Source organism: Serratia sp. CMO1 (assembly GCF_015689115.1).
Taxonomy (GTDB): Bacteria; Pseudomonadota; Gammaproteobacteria; order Enterobacterales; family Enterobacteriaceae; genus Serratia; species Serratia marcescens.
The window spans coordinates 2,339,025-2,355,982 of sequence record NZ_CP065032.1 but is presented as its reverse complement, the minus strand read 5'-3'; the positions used below and the strand labels follow the sequence as shown (position 1 = coordinate 2,355,982).

The 16,958-nt window shown below is 60.6% G+C and carries 17 protein-coding genes; 11 read left to right on the top strand and 6 right to left on the bottom strand.

The window, feature by feature from the left end; translation table 11 throughout:
• Nucleotides 1-125: 125 nt before the first annotated feature.
• On the top strand, nucleotides 126-1,043 hold the full coding sequence (locus tag IT763_RS11280; RefSeq protein WP_021504584.1) for an ABC transporter substrate-binding protein: 918 nt from the start codon (nucleotides 126-128) through the stop codon (nucleotides 1,041-1,043).
• Between the two features lie 55 nt (nucleotides 1,044-1,098).
• Here the strand turns inward: IT763_RS11280 and IT763_RS11275 are convergent, their stop codons facing one another.
• The gene (locus tag IT763_RS11275) at nucleotides 1,099-2,874 is read right to left on the bottom strand and encodes a sigma-54-dependent Fis family transcriptional regulator (RefSeq protein ID WP_049299201.1); all 1,776 of its coding nucleotides are present in this window, start codon (nucleotides 2,872-2,874) and stop codon (nucleotides 1,099-1,101) included.
• A 276-nt stretch (nucleotides 2,875-3,150) separates the two neighbouring features.
• Here IT763_RS11275 and IT763_RS11270 point away from each other — a divergent pair, with 276 nt between their 5' ends.
• Nucleotides 3,151-4,671, top strand: coding sequence for an aldehyde dehydrogenase family protein (locus IT763_RS11270; RefSeq protein WP_049299200.1), 1,521 nt, complete (start codon nucleotides 3,151-3,153; stop codon nucleotides 4,669-4,671).
• 55 nt (nucleotides 4,672-4,726) lie between these two features.
• Here the strand turns inward: IT763_RS11270 and adhP are convergent, their stop codons facing one another.
• The 3 genes from adhP to IT763_RS11255 all read right to left on the bottom strand — a co-directional run bounded on the left by adhP (nucleotide 4,727) and on the right by IT763_RS11255 (nucleotide 8,032).
• The gene (adhP, locus tag IT763_RS11265; RefSeq protein WP_016927758.1) at nucleotides 4,727-5,743 is read right to left on the bottom strand and encodes an alcohol dehydrogenase AdhP; all 1,017 of its coding nucleotides are present in this window, start codon (nucleotides 5,741-5,743) and stop codon (nucleotides 4,727-4,729) included.
• Between the two features lie 197 nt (nucleotides 5,744-5,940).
• The gene (blh, locus tag IT763_RS11260; RefSeq protein ID WP_206195415.1) at nucleotides 5,941-7,230 is read right to left on the bottom strand and encodes a bifunctional sulfur transferase/dioxygenase Blh; all 1,290 of its coding nucleotides are present in this window, start codon (nucleotides 7,228-7,230) and stop codon (nucleotides 5,941-5,943) included.
• Nucleotides 7,231-7,246: 16 nt separating this feature from the next.
• A complete protein-coding gene (locus IT763_RS11255; protein ID WP_033640363.1) occupies nucleotides 7,247-8,032 on the bottom strand; it encodes a sulfite exporter TauE/SafE family protein in 786 nt (261 codons plus the stop codon).
• Nucleotides 8,033-8,223: 191 nt separating this feature from the next.
• On the opposite strand from IT763_RS11255, the gene IT763_RS11250 reads away from it, so the two are divergent.
• Nucleotides 8,224-9,459 (top strand): FAD/NAD(P)-binding oxidoreductase, encoded by a 1,236-nt coding sequence (locus tag IT763_RS11250; protein ID WP_049299198.1) that lies wholly within the window; start codon nucleotides 8,224-8,226, stop codon nucleotides 9,457-9,459.
• A 127-nt stretch (nucleotides 9,460-9,586) separates the two neighbouring features.
• Nucleotides 9,587-9,880 carry a SelT/SelW/SelH family protein gene (locus IT763_RS11245; protein ID WP_004928553.1) on the top strand — a complete coding sequence of 98 codons (294 nt, stop codon included), beginning with the start codon at nucleotides 9,587-9,589 and terminating at the stop codon, nucleotides 9,878-9,880.
• A 6-nt stretch (nucleotides 9,881-9,886) separates the two neighbouring features.
• On the opposite strand, the gene IT763_RS11240 is transcribed toward IT763_RS11245, so the two are convergent.
• Complete coding sequence (locus IT763_RS11240; protein ID WP_015377850.1) at nucleotides 9,887-10,828, bottom strand: LysR family transcriptional regulator; 942 nt, start codon at nucleotides 10,826-10,828, stop codon at nucleotides 9,887-9,889.
• A gap of 97 nt (nucleotides 10,829-10,925) precedes the next feature.
• Between IT763_RS11240 and IT763_RS11235 the strand changes: the two genes are divergently transcribed.
• The 7 genes from IT763_RS11235 to IT763_RS11205 all read left to right on the top strand — a co-directional run bounded on the left by IT763_RS11235 (nucleotide 10,926) and on the right by IT763_RS11205 (nucleotide 15,536).
• On the top strand, nucleotides 10,926-12,125 hold the full coding sequence (locus tag IT763_RS11235) for an MFS transporter (protein WP_117286811.1): 1,200 nt from the start codon (nucleotides 10,926-10,928) through the stop codon (nucleotides 12,123-12,125).
• A gap of 94 nt (nucleotides 12,126-12,219) precedes the next feature.
• Nucleotides 12,220-12,714, top strand: a complete 495-nt coding sequence (locus IT763_RS11230) for a TIGR00645 family protein (protein ID WP_025302805.1) — start codon at nucleotides 12,220-12,222, stop codon at nucleotides 12,712-12,714.
• A gap of 188 nt (nucleotides 12,715-12,902) precedes the next feature.
• The gene (gene fabZ, locus IT763_RS11225) at nucleotides 12,903-13,358 is read left to right on the top strand and encodes a 3-hydroxyacyl-ACP dehydratase FabZ (RefSeq protein WP_004928563.1); all 456 of its coding nucleotides are present in this window, start codon (nucleotides 12,903-12,905) and stop codon (nucleotides 13,356-13,358) included.
• A 30-nt stretch (nucleotides 13,359-13,388) separates the two neighbouring features.
• Nucleotides 13,389-14,177, top strand: coding sequence for a spermidine synthase (locus tag IT763_RS11220; protein WP_197758258.1), 789 nt, complete (start codon nucleotides 13,389-13,391; stop codon nucleotides 14,175-14,177).
• 80 nt (nucleotides 14,178-14,257) lie between these two features.
• Nucleotides 14,258-14,452, top strand: a complete 195-nt coding sequence (locus IT763_RS11215; RefSeq protein ID WP_004928567.1) for a ribbon-helix-helix protein, CopG family — start codon at nucleotides 14,258-14,260, stop codon at nucleotides 14,450-14,452.
• A gap of 146 nt (nucleotides 14,453-14,598) precedes the next feature.
• Complete coding sequence (locus IT763_RS11210; RefSeq protein WP_015377846.1) at nucleotides 14,599-15,000, top strand: VOC family protein; 402 nt, start codon at nucleotides 14,599-14,601, stop codon at nucleotides 14,998-15,000.
• On the top strand, nucleotides 15,000-15,536 hold the full coding sequence (locus IT763_RS11205) for a dihydrofolate reductase family protein (protein WP_016927767.1): 537 nt from the start codon (nucleotides 15,000-15,002) through the stop codon (nucleotides 15,534-15,536). Before IT763_RS11210 ends, IT763_RS11205 begins: the two co-directional genes overlap by 1 nt.
• Here IT763_RS11205 and IT763_RS11200 read toward each other — a convergent pair.
• The gene (locus tag IT763_RS11200) at nucleotides 15,521-16,915 is read right to left on the bottom strand and encodes an MFS transporter (RefSeq protein WP_206195414.1); all 1,395 of its coding nucleotides are present in this window, start codon (nucleotides 16,913-16,915) and stop codon (nucleotides 15,521-15,523) included. The two genes, IT763_RS11205 and IT763_RS11200, sit on opposite strands and share 16 nt — an antisense overlap.
• Between the last annotated feature and the right edge of the window lie 43 nt (nucleotides 16,916-16,958).

Here is a 16,958-nt window from a genome sequence, read left to right as displayed (position 1 = left end):
CCGCCAGAGGCGCCTCATGATTTTTCCAAGATTGGTTAGTTGATTTTGTTCGTTCACAGATCTGCCGCCTTTAGAGATAGTGCAACGACCGTGTGACACCCATAATAATGAAGGTAATTAACATAATGATATATAGCAAAAAGATGATAGTGATTGCGGCGCTGCTGAGTTTTTCCGCCGCCGCCGCACCAGGCGTGGATCTCGTCGCCAACGAAACGCCGATCCACACGGTGAAGAGCGCCGAAGCCGTGGCCAAAATCCCCGCCGGCTTCCGGTTCGTGGAACCCGGCACGCTGACGGTCGCCATTTCTCTGCTGGGCAGCGGCCCGCCGTTCGGCCTGTACGCCCGCGACAATAAAACGGTGATTGGCAGCGAGGCGGACATTGCGCGCCTGGTGGCCGACGGTTTGGGGTTGAAACTCAAGCTGGTGCCCACCTCGTGGGAAGACTGGCCGCTGGGGGTGGCCTCCGGCAAATATGACGCCGCGGTTTACAACATCACCGTGACCAACGAACGCAAGACCAAATTCGATTTCGCCACCTATCGGCAGGATACGCTGGGTTTCTACGTCAAGTCCGACAGTAAAATCACCCAGATCAAAACCGCGCCGGATATCGCCGGTAAAAAGATCATCGTCGATTCCGGCACCAATCAGGAAGCGGTGCTGCTGGCTTGGGACAAAGAGAACCGCGCCAAGGGGCTCGCGCCGCTGCAGCCGGTGTATGTCACCGACAAGGCCGCCTCCACGCTGGCCATTCAGTCCGGCCGCGCCGACGCCACCTTCGGGCCCAACGTTTCCGGCGCCTATCAGGCGCGGCTGACCGGCAAAACCCGGCTGGTGGGCATCGTGCCCGGCGGCTGGCCGAAGACCGCCAACATCGCCGTCACGCTGAAGAAAGGCAACGGCCTGGTGGACGCGGTGCAGGCTTCGCTCAACAGCGCCATCGCCAACGGCAGCTATCTGCAGGTGCTGGATCGCTGGGCGGAGAGCGACGAGAAGATTGCCCATTCCGAGATTAACCCGCCGGGGCTGGGGGACTAGAGTATGAACCGGCCCCGCATCGAGGGGCCGGTTATTGATGAGCAATCATGCCGCCTCATTCCGCCGCCGTTTTCTGCCTTCCCAGCTTGCGGTACAGCGTGCTGCGCGAAACGCCGAGCGCCTTCGCCGCCCGGCTGAGATTGCCGCCCGCCCTGTCGATCGCCGCCTGCAGCGCCCCCTGATCGGTATCGGCGTTCTCTTGCCGCGGCGCCAGCACCGCGATGGACTGAGGAAGATCGTCCAGGGTAAGCACCGCATGATCGTCCGCCAGCGCCAGCAGCACCTTGAGCGTGCTCAACAGTTGCCGCACGTTGCCGGGCCACGGATAGCGCGCCAGCATCGCCAGCGCCTCCGGCAACAGACGAATGTCGCGCCGCTCGCCGCCCAGCTCTCGCCATAGCTGCAAAATGAAGGCCTCCAGCTGCGCCCGCTCTCTGAGCGGCGGGATGCGCAGGCTGTATTCCTGTATGCGGTACAGCAAATCCTCGCGAAACGCCCCCGCCTCTACCTGCCGATGCAGATCGTGGTGCGTGGCGCAGACCAGCGCGAATTCGACCGGATAAGCGCTGCGGCTGCCAAGGGGCGTGACCGTTTTTTCCTGTAACACCCGCAGCAGGCGCGTTTGCAGGCCCGCCGGCATGTCGCCGATTTCATCGAGAAACAGCACGCCGCCGTCCGCCTCGCGGATCTTGCCGATGTAGCCTTTCGGATTGGCGCCGGTAAACGCCCCCGGCGCATAACCAAACAGTTCGGATTCGATCAGCGGCTCAGGCAGCGCCGCGCAGTTGATCGCCACAAAGTTGCCGTTGCGCCAGCGGCTCTCTTGAAACAGGCTGCGGCTGAAATGCTCTTTACCGCAGCCGGTTTCGCCGGTCACGCACAGCGAAAGGCCGGCGTTGAGAATACGCAGCGCTTTCTGATGCTGCTCGTCGTGCCGTTCCGCCGGCGGCGCAGAACGCAGAGCGCTGACGCGGCGCTGCGGCGCCTCAAGCAACGAATAATAGTGCTGTTGATTGCCGGCCAGCGTCTGGCGCGGTGCGCCGGAAGGCTGTCGCAACAGGTCGGGAAACAGTTGGGTGAACTCAACGGAGCCGAATGAGGCCGACGAAAGCCGGAACTCCATCATCGCCAGTCGATTGGCGGCGATCAGCACTTCGTCGTGAAACACCAGCAGCAGCTCTTGCGCGCTGCCCAGGCAGCGGGCATCGGCGTGCAGGCGCAGCGTCCAGTGGCGATCGGCGATCGCGCTTCTGACCCAGCGGTGTTCGATATGCCGCACCGCCTGCATGATCAGGCGCTGTGCATCGCGGTACGGGCGCTGCGCGGGGGCGGAGAGATCCAGTATGCCGGCAATGCGGCCATCCGGACGATAGATCGGCGCGGCGGTGCAGTTCAATCCGGCATTTTGGTTGAGAAAATGCTGGCCGCCGCGCACTTCGCAGAATGCGCCCAGCGCCAGCGCGGTGCCGATGGCGTTGGTGCCCCGCTCCGCTTCTCCCCACTGGTTACCCGGCGCCAGCGCAAAGCGCGACGCCTTATGCAGAAAGTCGGTATTGCCGCGGGTTTCCAGCACCAGCCCGCCGGCGTCGGCGATCACCACAATGGCGGGCTGGCGCGTAATTTGCGCACCCAGCTGCTCGATCAACGGCTGTACCCGCTGCGGCACCCAATCGTTGCGGCTGCGCAGCTCTTCAAGCAATCCGGCTTTGATAAACGGGATATGTTGATCGGTGCGCGTCAAACCATAACCCTGGCTGCGTTGCCAGGATTCCGCCAACGGCTGGGTCAGCACGCTGGCGCCCTCTGCGGGCAAGCGGTCGTCAGACAACATGCGTTTCTCCCCCCCGTTCGCGAGTGTTGCAAATGTGTATCATAAATGTGTACCAGGCGTTGCGACACGGGACACAAAAAATCATCGGCGGCCGCGGCACCGCTCGATTGCCTTACCCCTGTCAATGCCTAACATTTTAATAAATAGCCATTTTTTACTAATGCTACGTCCATCGCTAATCTGGCACGGGGCGTGCTTCTCTGTGCTGCGGCGACAGGCCGCACTCACAGGCGCAGCGCAATAGCGCCGGTTATCATCTGCAGAGAGGTGCTTCACATGAAATATGTTCACCCCGGTTTGCCTGGCTCGCTGGTTTCGTTCCGTAAACGCTATGGCAACTACATTGGCGGCAAATTTGTCGAACCGGTATCCGGCAACTACTTCACCAACACCTCGCCGGTGACCGGCCAGCCGATCGCCGAATTCCCGCGTTCCGACGCCAAAGACATCGAGCTGGCGCTTGACGCGGCGCATGCGGCGGCGGACGCCTGGGGCAAAACCAGCGTGCAGGAGCGTTCCAACGTGCTGCTGGCGATCGCCGATCGCATCGAATCGCGGCTGGAGATGCTGGCGCTGACCGAAACCTGGGACAACGGCAAACCGATCCGCGAAACCCTGAATGCCGATCTGCCGTTGGCGGTCGACCATTTCCGTTACTTCGCCGGCTGCCTGCGCGCGCAGGAAGGCACCGCGGCGGAGATCGACCAGAACACCGTGGCTTACCATATCTATGAACCGCTGGGCGTGGTCGGCCAGATCATTCCGTGGAACTTCCCGCTGCTGATGGCCGCCTGGAAACTGGCGCCAGCGCTGGCGGGCGGTAACTGCGTGGTGCTGAAGCCGGCGGAACAAACGCCGCTCGGCATCAGCGTGCTGATGGAAGAGATCGGCGATCTGCTGCCGCCGGGCGTGCTCAACGTGGTGCAAGGTTTCGGCGGCGAGGCCGGCGAAGCGCTGGCGCGCAGCAAACGCATCGAAAAAATCGCCTTCACCGGTTCCACGCCGGTCGGCCGCCACATCCTCGCCTGTGCGGCGGAGAACATCATCCCCAGCACCGTCGAGCTGGGCGGAAAATCGCCGAACATTTATTTTGAAGACATCATGCAGGCGGAACCGGAGTTTATCGACAAAGCGATTGAGGGGCTGGTGCTCGGCTTCTTCAATCAGGGGGAGGTGTGCACCTGCCCTTCACGCGCGCTGATCCAGGAATCCATCTACCCGCAGTTTATGGAGAAAGTGCTGGCGCGTATCGCTACCATCCGCCAGGGCGATCCCTTCGACACCGAGACCATGATCGGCGCCCAGGCGTCAAAACAGCAGTACGACAAGATCCTGTCCTACATCGACATCGCTAAAAACGAGGGGGGCAAAATCGTTGCGGGCGGCGAGCCCGCCCAGCGCGGCGACGAAGTGCAAAACGGTTTCTACCTGCAGCCGACGCTGATTACCGGCAACAACAGCATGCGTTTCTTCCGCGAGGAGATCTTCGGGCCGGTGATTGGCGTCACCACCTTCAAGGATGAGGCCGAAGCCCTGGCGCTGGCCAACGACACCGAGTTCGGGCTGGGCGCCGGGCTGTGGACCCGCGACATCAACCGCGCTTACCGCATGGGCCGCGCGATCAAGGCCGGGCGCGTATGGACCAACTGCTACCACCTGTACCCGGCGCACGCCGCGTTCGGCGGCTACAAGAACTCCGGCATCGGGCGCGAGACCCACAAGGCGGCGCTGTCGCACTATCAACAGGTGAAAAACCTGCTGGTCAGCTACGACGCCAAGCCGCTGGGCCTGTTCTGAACCCGGCGTAATGACAAGAAGGTCACCCGCAGGTGGCCTTCTTTTTGCGCGTGGCCTACTTCGCCATGCCGAGATCGATCACCATGCGACCGCGAATGGTGCCCGCCTTCATCTCGTCGAAGATGGCGTTGATATCCCTCAGCGGCCGCTTGGTCACTTTCGGCGTCACCTTGCCTTCGGCGGCGAACTGGAACGCCTCCTTCAGATCTTCGCGCGTGCCCACCAGCGAACCCACCACCTGAATGCCGTCCAGCACCAGGCGCGGAATGCTCAGATCCATGCTCTCCGGCGGCAGCCCCACGGCCACCACTTTACCGCCGGCGCGCACCGCATTCACCGCCGAGTTGAAGGCGGCTTTCGCCACCGCCGTCACCACCGCCGCGTGAGCGCCGCCGGTTTGCTGTTGAATGATCTCCTCCGCGTTTTGCGTTTTGGAGTTGATGGTCAGATCGGCGCCGATCTGTTTGGCGAACTCCAGCTGACCGTCGTTGACGTCGATGGCGATCACTTTGGCGTTAAACACGTTCTTGGCGTACTGCAACGCCAGGTTGCCCAGCCCGCCAAGGCCATAAATGGCGATCCACTGCCCCGGTTTGATATCGGAAATCTTCACCGCCTTGTAGGTGGTGACGCCGGCGCAGGTGATGCTGCTGGCGGCGAAAGAATCGAGCCCATCCGGCACTTTCACCGCGTAGTCCGCCACCACGATGCACTCTTCCGCCATACCGCCGTCAACGCTGTAGCCGGCGTTTTTCACCGAGCGGCACAGGGTCTCGTTGCCGCTGACGCAGTATTCGCAATGGCCGCAACCCTGGTAAAACCAGGCGACGCTGGCGCGGTCACCCACTTTTAACGAGGTGACGCCCTCACCGACGGCGGAGACCACGCCGATGCCCTCATGCCCCAACGTAATGCCCGGCACCTCGCCGAAATCGCCGTTTTTCACGTGCAAATCGGTGTGGCACACCCCGCAACACTCCATTTTCAACGCCGCTTCGCCGTGCTTCAGCGGGCGCAGCACTTTATCCTGAATGTCTACGGTATGGTTTTTCGTCACTACGGCAGCTTTCATGGTGTTTTCCTTAGCAGTGTGGGAAGTACAGTTGTTAATGTAGTGACTGTATTCGGCGAGGGCAAGCGCCGCGTGTTTTGTGTAAAAACAAATAATTAAATATGAATCAGTCTGATTATTTCATAAAAAACCATTAACAGACGGCGCGATCGCCTTGAGATTGGCAGCCGTGAACGATCGCGCCTCTCTGGCTTGATTTACCCCTTGAAGCGATTAACAGGAATTTTGAGGTAGTGCCGCCCATCATCTTCGCAATCAGGCAGTACGCCGCCGCGAATGTTGACCTGCAGCGCCATCAGCATCAATTCCGGATGCGGCAACGTGGCGTCTCGCTGCTTTCTTTGCGCGATAAATTGAGCTTTATCCATGTTGGCCACCCAGGGGTTGTTCTCGCGCTGCTCTCTCACTGTGCTTTCCCAGCGGGCCTCACGCCCCTCCGGGCGGTAATCATGGCCGGTAAACAGGCGGGTATCCGCAGGCAGGCTCAAGATCCGCTGCAACGAATCCCACAGGGCTTCCGCATTTCCGCCGGGGAAATCGGCCCTTGCGGTGCCGCTGTCCGGCATGAAAAACGTATCGTGAATAAACGCAGCATCGGCAATGTGATACGTGACGGAAGCCAGGGTGTGGCCAGGAGACAGCAAGACTTCAGCGCGCAGGTTGCCGATAAAAAAGACGTCCCCATCCGCAAACAGCGCATCCCACACGGTCTCGGCGGGAGGCAGTTCCTTCAAATTATAGATGTCTTGCCACAGCCCCTGCACGGCGGTAATTTTTTCGCCTATGCCGGTAAGGGCGCCGGTTTTCTGCGCCAGCCAGGTGGCGGCAGAAAAATGGTCGGCATGCGGGTGCGTATCCAGCACCCAGGCCACACCCCACCCTCGCTGCTGGATAAAACTTAAAATGGTGCGGGCCTGCTGATGCGAGACCGTGCCCGATCGGCGATCAAAATCCAGCACCGGATCGATGATGGCGCAGCGACGCGCCTTGGAATCGGCGACGACATACTGCAGGCTGCCGCTTTCCGGCTCATAAAACGCATGCACTTGCGCATGAGACTGAACGGGCTGATGCCGGCGATACCAACTGAGCGCCTTATCGGCATCCGCGCCATATTCTTCGCATTGGCTGCGGAATTGCGCTTCATCGATCCGCCCTTCGCGCAGCGCATACAGCAGAGTGAGGCAAGCCGAGCGCGCCCCGCTCCTGCAATGCGCCAGGGTCTTCTTGCCTTGCCGCAACAGAAACTGGAAGGTGTAAACGGTCTCCCAGGTCAGCGTATCGAACGTATAAGGGAGATAGACGTAACGCATCCCCCCTTGTTCAGCCAACGCTTTCTCTTGCTGATGGTCAAGATACTCTCCCGGCTCTTCGTCCGGCCGGTTGTTGACGATAAGCCGGTAGCCTTGTTGATGCAGGGTAGCGAAATCACTCGCTGCGGGCGCCCCCGAAAAGGAGAGCTGATGATGGTATGTACGGATGCGCATATTTTTTCCTTCTGTCTTATAAGCTTTTAAAAAGCATATAAAGGGCCAGCACCAAGAGCATGGCGGCGTAGAGCACACGGATAATGTCCTCGCGTTTCTTCAGGCGCTCGGTGAGCGCAACCCCCACGACGCCCCCCAGAACACCGCCGACGATCAGCCAGCACGTGATGACGAGCGACACCTTGCCGGACAAGGCATAGCTTGCGCTCGTCGATAAACCCATGGCAGAAACCACCACCAGCGAGGTGGCCACCGCTTCAAGCAGCGAAAAGCGGAAAAACCAGAGCAGCGCCGGCACCACTAAAAATCCGCCGCCGATCCCCAGAAAGCCGGCCACCGCGCCCAGCGCCAACACGCAGGGCCACACGATGGCGGGATGAAAGGCCGCATCAGGAGAAGCCAATCCGTTGCCGGCCCGGTGATTTTTTTTCAGCGTTAATCCGGCGACAATCAGCATCAGCAAAGCGAAAGGCAGGGTTAGATAGCGCCCGTCCGTGATTTTTCCCATTTGTGAACCTGCCAGCGTGCCGGCCACCGCGACCAGCGACACGACAATGCCGGTTCGCCACCGGACGTTTCCTTTGGCGGCGTGCGCAAAAAGGTTGAGCAGCGCGCTGACGGCGACGGACATGGCGCTGGTGCCTATCACCAAATGCGTATCCGGGATTTGCACCATATACAGCAGCAGCGGCACACAAACGATGGAGCCGCCTCCGCCTGTCAGGGCCAAGAGAAATCCGACTATTCCTCCGGTTATCACCAATAACATCAGGGTATAAAAAGTAAAATGGAAAAAATCCAATGGGTTAATTCCCGAACGGTGTTTGTGGTATTTATTAACGATCAGTTCGCATTGATTGTCAAATAACTTATTACATTTAGCTATTACATATAGCTAAATCGAATATGTGTTTTTTAATATAACCATAAGTTCTATGAATTCCCTTTTAATCTGGGCATTAACCCCCTACTTTCTTATGAAAGGAGGCCTGCATGAAACCGGAAAAAATAAACACCAAGAAGAAAGTTGTTGTTATTGGCGGTGGTTCATCTGGAATAAGCGTCGTGGCAAGCATAAGGAAGCGAGTTAAAGGCATTGATATAACGGTAATTGAACCTAGCGACTGCCATTATTATCAACCGGCATGGACCCTGGTGGGCGGCGGGCTGTTTGATATCAATAAAACACGGCGTTCTATGCGCGCCGTCATCCCCCCAGGAACCGCATGGATTCAGGATAGTGTGGTCAGGGTGGAGCCCGGCAAAAAATATGTCGAGACCCGCCAAGGGCAGAAAATAAACTACGACTTTCTTATTGTTGCCTGCGGCCTCGTTTTACGTTGGGATAAAATAGAGGGTCTTGAAGAAACGTTGGGAATGAATGGCGTCACCTCTAATTATCGTTTTGATCTTGCGGAATACACCTGGAAACTGGTTCGTGAAATGCAAGGCGGCGAGGCGATATTTTCTCAACCGCCGGTTCCGATAAAATGCGCCGGCGCGCCGCAAAAAGCCTTATACCTTTCATGCGATCACTGGCGGCGACAAGGTGTCCTTAATAATATTAACGTCAATTTCTGCCTGGCGGGCGCGGCGGTATTCGGCGTGCCGCAATTTGTTCCTCCGCTGACCGATTACTTGAAGAAATACCACGCACAGGTCAACTTCCGGCATAATTTAGTTCGCGTTGATGGGCTGCGTCGGCAAGCAACCTTTTCTCTGGACGGTGATGAAGAAGGCAAACGCGAAGTGACACTGCCCTTCGATATGCTGCACGTAGTGCCGCCGCAATCTGCGCCGGCGTTCATTTCGCAAAGTGGGTTGTCTGACGAGTCAGGTTGGTGCGACGTGGATAAATTCACCCTACGGCATAAGCAGTGGCAGACGATTTTTGCGGTTGGCGACTGTTGCGCCACGCCAAATGCCAAAACCCTGGCGGCGGCTCGCAAACAGGTGGTAGTGGTGGCAGAGAACATCGCGGCCCGGCTTAACGGCGCTCCTGATGCGGCACGGTATGATGGTTATGGTTCCTGCCCATTGACGGTAGAGAAAGGCAAGGTTGTTCTGGCGGAGTTTGGTTACGACAGTAAATTACTCCCCACCTTTCCTCTGTTCGACAACACGCATCCCAGCCGTATGGCCTGGTGGCTGAAGGCCTGGTTTTTACCCAAATTTTACTGGGCGGGCATGTTGCGCGGGGTCGAATGGTTTGCCAAAAGCAAGCCATAGCGACCGTCATCGTTATCCGCGCCTCGCGGCTTCCGCAGGCGCTTGACTATTTGGCGATACACAGCCACCATCGCTTGCGAGCCCGCAGGCTGATTGCAAGCCGTCACCACTAACCGGTCGATCAACGATGAAAAACGCACCCGCCGTTACGATTCACTACTGTTCACAATGCAACTGGCTGCTGCGCGCCGGCTGGATGGCGCAAGAGCTGCTGAACACCTTCGGCGACGATCTCGCCTCCGTCACCCTGATGCCGGGCACCGGCGGGGTCTACCAAATCAGCGTCGATGGCGTGATGATTTGGGATCGCAAGATTGACGGCGGCTTCCCCGATGCGGCGCAGTTAAAGCAGCGGCTGCGCGATCACAGCTTCCCCGATCGTTCTCTCGGCCACAGCGACGGAAAAAAAGCCAGACACTGAAGGCCGTCAGCGCCCCGTCGGCGGCTGCGCGCCGAGAATGCGCGGCATCGTTTCTTTCATCATTTCCATGAATTTGCGTAAACGCGCGGGATAATAGCTGGCATAGGGATACAACAGGTAAATAGGCAGTGGCTCAGCTCGCCACAGGGGTAACAGCGTCTGCAGAGCGCCTTGCGCCAATTCTTCTTTCACCACCCAAGACGACACGATCGCGACGCCCAGCCCTTCCAGCGCCGCCTTGCGCGCCGCATAAAGGCTGTCGGTGCTCAACCTCGGCGCGATGTCGAAACGCCGCTGTTCACCGCTGGTCGCGTGAGTCAAGACGACCTCATTACGATAAAAACTGTTTACCGCCAACCACGGCAATGAGGCCAAATCGTCGAGATCGACGATCGCCGGTCGTTCAGCCAACAGCGCCGGTGACGCCACCGTGCTGCGCGGCACCTCCGCCAGCAACACCGCCACGACCGACGGATCGGTCACCGCCCCGACGTGAATGGCGCAATCCACCCCCTCGGGAATAAAGTCCGGAGAATGGTCGTTCAGCGTCCACTCAACGTAAGTTTGCGGATAGCGCCGCAAATACTCGCCCAACGGACCGATCAGCTGATCTTGACCGAATGCGTGCGGCGCCCGCACGCGCAACACGCCGACCGGTTCGTCGCGCGCGCCACCAAGCCCTTCTTCCAGGCTTTGCCATTGTTCGATCAGCCCCCGCGCCTGGCGGTAACAGCGCTCGCCGTCGTCGGTCAGTTTGAGGGCGTGGGTCGTCCGCTGGATCAGTTTGGCGCCCAGCAGCTGTTCCAATGCCTGCAGACGTCGGCTGATTGTCGGCTGCGAGGTGCCCAGCTGCTGCGCCGCGGCCGACAAGCTGCCGCTTTCGACGATGCGCACCAGCGTATGCAGCAAAGTTATGCGGTCGCCGTTAGGTAAGTTAATTTTATTCATACGTTAAGTGTATAACAGTTTTACCTGCGAGGGGGCTACAGCGGAATGAAGCAAGCGGTAAAAATGGCCGCACATTCACCTTGCAGGAATTTTTGCCATGAGCACCGCCACCACCCACGGCGCACCGTCCGCCAACGTCGTATTTCTGCTGGCCGCCGGCGCCGGCCTCAGCGTCGCGTCAATCTATTACAGTCAGCCCATGCTTGGCATGATGGGCGCCGATTTCCACGCCGGCGTCGCCGATGCCGGCATGGTGCCGACGCTGACCCAGTTAGGTTATGCGCTGGGCATTTTACTGTTGGCGCCGCTCGGCGACCGGTACGATCGCCGGCGGATCATTCTGGTAAAAGGCGCGCTGCTGGCGCTGACGCTGTTACTCTGCGCTTTTGCCGCCTCGTTCCCGCTGTTGTTGCTCAGCAGCCTGGCGATAGGCCTGACCGCCACCGTCGCGCAAGACATTATCCCCGCCGCCGCCACGCTGGCGCCAGAGGCCAGCCGCGGCAAAACCGTCGGCGCGGTGATGACCGGGCTATTGGCCGGCATTTTGCTGTCGCGCGTGTTCAGCGGCGCGCTCGCCGAGTTCGCCGGCTGGCGCAGCGTCTACGCGCTCGCGGCGCTGGGCGTTTTGCCGATCACGCTGGCGATCTGGCGCATGTTGCCGCGTCTTCGCCCCCATAACGCGCTGAGTTACCCCGCGCTGCTGCGCTCACTGGGACATCTGTGGGCCGAGTATCCCGCGCTGCGGCGCGCGACGCTGGCGCAAGGCTTTCTGTCATTGGGCTTCAGCGCTTTCTGGTCAACGCTGGCGTTGATGCTGGCGGAGCGCTACCAGATCGGCAGCGCGGCCGCCGGCGCGTTTGGCCTGGCGGGGGCGGCGGGGGCGCTGGCGGCGCCGTTGGCGGGAAGTCTGGCCGATCGGCACGGCCCTGACGTCGTGACCCGTATCGGCGCGGGACTGGTTCTGGCCTCCTTCGCCTTGATGTTTTTGCTGCCGCTGTTGCCGCTCCCGGCGCAGCTGGCGCTCATTGCGCTGAGCGCCGTCGGATTCGACCTGGGCATCCAGGCTACGCTGATCGCGCATCAAACCATCGTTTACGGTCTCGATCCGGCAGCTCGCAGCCGATTGAACGCCCTCTTGTTCACCGGCGTATTCATCGGTATGGCGACCGGCGCCGCCCTCGGCAGCCGCATTCTGGCAAGCGCGGGCTGGCCGGGTGTCGTGGCGCTAGCGACGGCGGCGGGGGCCGTGGCGCTGTGGATCCGCAGCGGGCGCAAAACGGCGCGCGTAGCGGCCTGATATCGCCCTCTACTGGCGCAAGCGGTTGATTTTACCCAGGCCTCTTGCGCTATACTGAGCGCCCTTTTTGCTACGCATTTAAAACAATTTTATGATGGAACGCTTGCTAGAAAACGCGATGTACGCCTCCCGCTGGCTGCTCGCGCCGGTTTATTTCGGCCTTTCACTGGCCCTGGTCGCCCTGTCTATCAAATTTTTTCAGGAGATCCTGCACGTCCTGCCCAACATTTTCTCCGTCGCTGAAGCCGATCTGATCCTGACCCTGTTGTCGTTGGTCGACATGGCGCTGGTCGGCGGGCTGCTGGTGATGGTGATGTTCTCCGGATACGAAAATTTCGTCTCGCAATTGGATATCACCGAAGGAAAAGAAAAACTGAGCTGGCTGGGCAAAATGGACGCCACCTCGCTGAAAAACAAGGTCGCCGCATCTATCGTCGCCATCTCCTCCATTCACCTGCTGCGGGTGTTTATGGACGCCAAGAACGTACCCGACAACAAGCTGATGTGGTATGTGATCATCCACCTCACCTTCGTGCTCTCCGCCTTCGTGATGGGTTATTTGGACAAGGTGACCCGCTCCAAGCATTAAACGCGCCGCCACGCCCGATCGTCAGGATCGGGTGTCATCCCCTCCTTCGCTATTCCCCAACCGTCGCCGCCGTCATGTCTTTCATCTGGCACATCTGATGATAATTTTATTATAATGTCATTACACTCATTATGGACCGAACGCCGGCCACCGCACCGGATTCGCCGCAGACAGGATCACGCACCTCCATGCCATTAAACGGTCACCCCCTGCAATTCAACGATATTCAGGCGATTCTGCCTCATCGTTATCCCTGCCTGTTGGTCGATCGCGTGCTGCCCGCCGGCACCTGCATTGCCGAAGGGCGGCTGAGCGCCATCAAGAACATCACCGCCAATGAGCCGACGTTCTGGAACGGCCATGCGCACTTCGCCGGTTTTCCCGGCGTGCTGTTGGTGGAAGCGCTGGCGCAAAGCACCGGGCTGCTGGCGCACTATTATCTCGGGGCGTTGAACGAAGGGGAACATTACTACTTCGCTTCCATTCAGCGGGCGCGGTTTTATCGCGCCGCCCGTCCCGGCGACCAGGTGTTGATGGAGGTCGCCTTTGTACGCCGGCGTGGCGCGATCGCCCGCTTCACCGGCCGCGCCAGCATCGATGGCCGGCGCATTTGCACCGCCGATTTCATGTGCGCCCGTAAATAGGCCGCTTGCCAAAGGAACCCTGCGAATACCATGTCTCTGGTTGACCGCTTACTCAGAACCCTCGATTTCTCCCCGCGCGGCCAGGTGATCGCTCGCGAAGCCGACGCCTGGGGCGAAATCATCGTTTCCGATCACAAGGACTACCGCACGCTGCGGTTTGACGGCATCTGCGAGCAAAGCAAGATGAGCCTCAGCAACCCCGCACAGCCGATCCACAACTACATCAAAGCGATGCTGATGGCGGTGGCCTGGCAGCCGCCGAGCTCGGCGTTGATCCTGGGGTTAGGCGGCGGCAGCCTGCTGCGTGCGCTGCACGCGCTCGATCCGGCCATGCGTCTGGACGTGGTTGAACTGCGCGCCGCAGTGATCGCCGTCGCGCGCCGCTATTTTACGCTGCCGGCCACCGACACCATCAGCCTGCGTACCGCCGACGCCATGGACTTTGTGCGCCCGCCTGCCGAGACGCGTTACGATCTGATTTTCTCCGATCTCTATTCGGCGTTCGCCATGGATCCGCAGCAAGGCACCCAGACATTCCTGGAAAACTGCGCCGCGCGGCTGAACGACGGGGGCTGGCTGGTGCTCAATTACCACGATCTGCCCGATGAGAACAGCCTGCTGTACCACAGCCTGCACCGGATATTCGGCACCGTATTGTTTTGCGTCGCCCCCAGCGGCAACGTGATCATTTACGCCACGCCGGCCCAGGTGACGTTGCCGCTCAGCACGCTTCGCACGCTGGCCGCCGGCAGCGGCGAGCTGTTCAACTGCGAACTCGGCTACCTGTCACGCAAGATAGAACGGCTGCATTTCCGCTAAGAACGAGCGGCGACGCGGTCTGGCTGGCCGCTTCGTCCACATGGTATTATCATTCAGTCATCATTCTCTGGAGGATCCTGATGGAAAAGAAAACGGCGCGGCTAACGGTGCTGATTGACCCGGACAAGAAGAAAGCCCTGGAAGAGCTGTGCCTGCAGCAGGACGTCACCCCTTCCCAGGTGGTGCGTCAGCTGATCCGCGATTATCTGCACAAGCATCAGGTGGATTATCCCAGCCAGCCGACCCACGCCAATCCGCGAGTCGAGAGCAATTGAACGGCGGCCTGCCCCGCAAACCGTGAAGCGCGCTTCCCCCTGCGCGCGTCCCTAATCCGAATCCTCCACGGCGGTCTGTCCATCCTGCAATATCGCTGCTACTGTTTTAGGCGTTCATTATTCTCTCTTGGGAAAGGAAACGCGCCATGTTCAGCCATATTACCGTCGGCGTCAGCGATCTGGATGCCGCCGCCGCGTTCTACGACGCCATTCTGTTGCCATTGGGTTTACAACGGCGGGAAGTGACGCCGGACGGCGGCCCCGCCGCCCGCTGCTGGGTGATGCCAGGCCAAACGCTGCCGCGTTTTTACGCCTACCAACCCTTCGACAGACAGCCCGCCAGCGCCGGCAACGGCAGCATGCTGGCCTTTCTCGCCGCCGACGAGCTGGCGGTTAAACGCGCCTACGCCGCCGGTCTGCTGGCGGGCGGCAGCAGTGAAGGCGAACCCGGCGAGCGCGCGCACTACGGCAAAGGCTATTTCGGCGCTTACCTGCGCGATCCCGACGGCAACAAGGTGCATGTGGTTTATCGGGGAGATCTCGCCTGATGAAATGCTCGGTTTACATCGCCACCAGCGTAGACGGATTCATTGCCGGCCCGGATGGCGACATTGACTGGCTGCTGCGGCCCGAATACGCGGTTTCGCTGCTCAATGGGTTGAGTTTTGAAGCGTTTGTCGCCGACATCGACGCGCTGGTGATGGGTCGCCATACCTATGAAAAAGTCCGCGCCTTTCCCGAGTGGCCCTATGGCGCACTGCCGGTGGTGGTGCTGTCGACGCAGCCCGCACCGCACGGCGCAGAACCTGTCCGCTGGATGAGCGGCGAACCGGCCAGCGTCGTGGCGCGGTTGGCCGAGGTCGGCTGCCGTCACCTGTATATCGACGGCGGCCAGACCGTGCAGCGCTTCCTGCAGGCCGGCTTGATCGACGAACTGACGATTACGCGCGTGCCGCTGCTGCTGGGCGGCGGTATCCCCTTATTCGGCGCCGACGGCCCGGAGCAGCGCCTGCGCCTGCTTGCCGTCACCTCATCGGACAACGGTTTCGTGCAAGAACGCTACGCGGTTCAGCGCGCGCCGTAACGCAGCATCAGGCGGCGGCCACCGAAGGCGATGAGCAACGCCGCCAGTGCCAACAGCGCCGCCACGCCGTAGGTCACCCGCATGCCGTAAGCCGCGGCGGCCGCAGTGCCCGCGACCTGCTGCGAAGCCAGATAAAACAGCGCCCCCATCGCCGACGCGCCGGTGATCGCCCCGAGATTGCGCGACAGGTTCACCATGCCGGCGATCAGCCCGCGCCGTTCAGGAAACAGATCTTTCATCAGCATGGTGTTGTTGGCCACCTGAAACAGCGCATAGCCGGCGGTCAGCAGCGCGATGGGGGCGATATAGCCGAGCACGCCCCAACGGTTAAGCAGCGACAGCAGCGCCGCGCCGGCGGCCACCGCCATCAGCCCAAGCAGGGCAATGCGCTGCGATCCAAAACGATCCACCAGATAGCCGGCCGGTATGCCGGTCAAGATCGCCACCGCCGGTCCCGCCGACATCACCAGCCCCACCTGCGCGGCGCTTAACTCCAGCGCGCGTGACAGATAGAACGGCCCGACCACCAGCGTGGCGGTCATGACCGTCATCACCAGCGCGCTGGCCGCCAGCCCCGCCGTCAGGGCCGGATGACGGAACATCGACGGCGCAAGCAGCGGCGATGCGGCGCCGCGCTCCACGCGGATAAACAGCGCCCCCGCTAACAGCGCCCCCAGCAGCAACGCCAGATTGAGTGCGCCGAAGTCGCCGCGCCCGAGGGTCATCGCCAGCGAATAGCAGAGCAATGCGCCGCCCAGCAGCAACGTGCCGGCGCGATCGAACGGTTCCGCGCGCACTGCCGCGCGCGGCCCATTCGGCAAGTATCGCCAGGCGAGCCACAGCGCCAGCAGGCCCAGCGGCAGGTTGATCAGGAACATCGCCCGCCAGCCGAAACCGGCGATCAGCGCGCCGCCCAACGACGGCCCCAGCGCGGTGCCCACGGCCGACATCGTGCCGAGCAGCCCCATCGCGCGGCCGATTTTTTCCGTCCCCAGCGCCTCGCCCGCCAGCGCCATGGCGATCGACATCATGACTGCGCCCCCCAGCCCCTGCGCCAGGCGCGCCGCCAGCAACAGCCACAGTTGCGGAGCCAGCGTGCAAACCAGCGAAGCGGCGGTAAACAGCGCGATGCCCGCCAGCAGCAGGCGGCGGCGATTGAGGCTGTCGCCCAAACGGCCGATGCCGATGATGCAAGTGGTGACGGCCAGCAAATAGCAGAGCAACACCCACTGCACCGCCTGGAACGAGGCATGGAACGCGGTGGCGAGCGCCGGCAGCCCGACGTTGGCAATGCTGATACCAAGCGATGACAGCAGCATGCTCAGAGAAAGAGCGGCCAGTATGCCGCGGACGCCTTGCGGCGAAGGATGGGATAACATGATGAACACTCCTGACATTGACTACGGGTAAGCCTATGTCAGG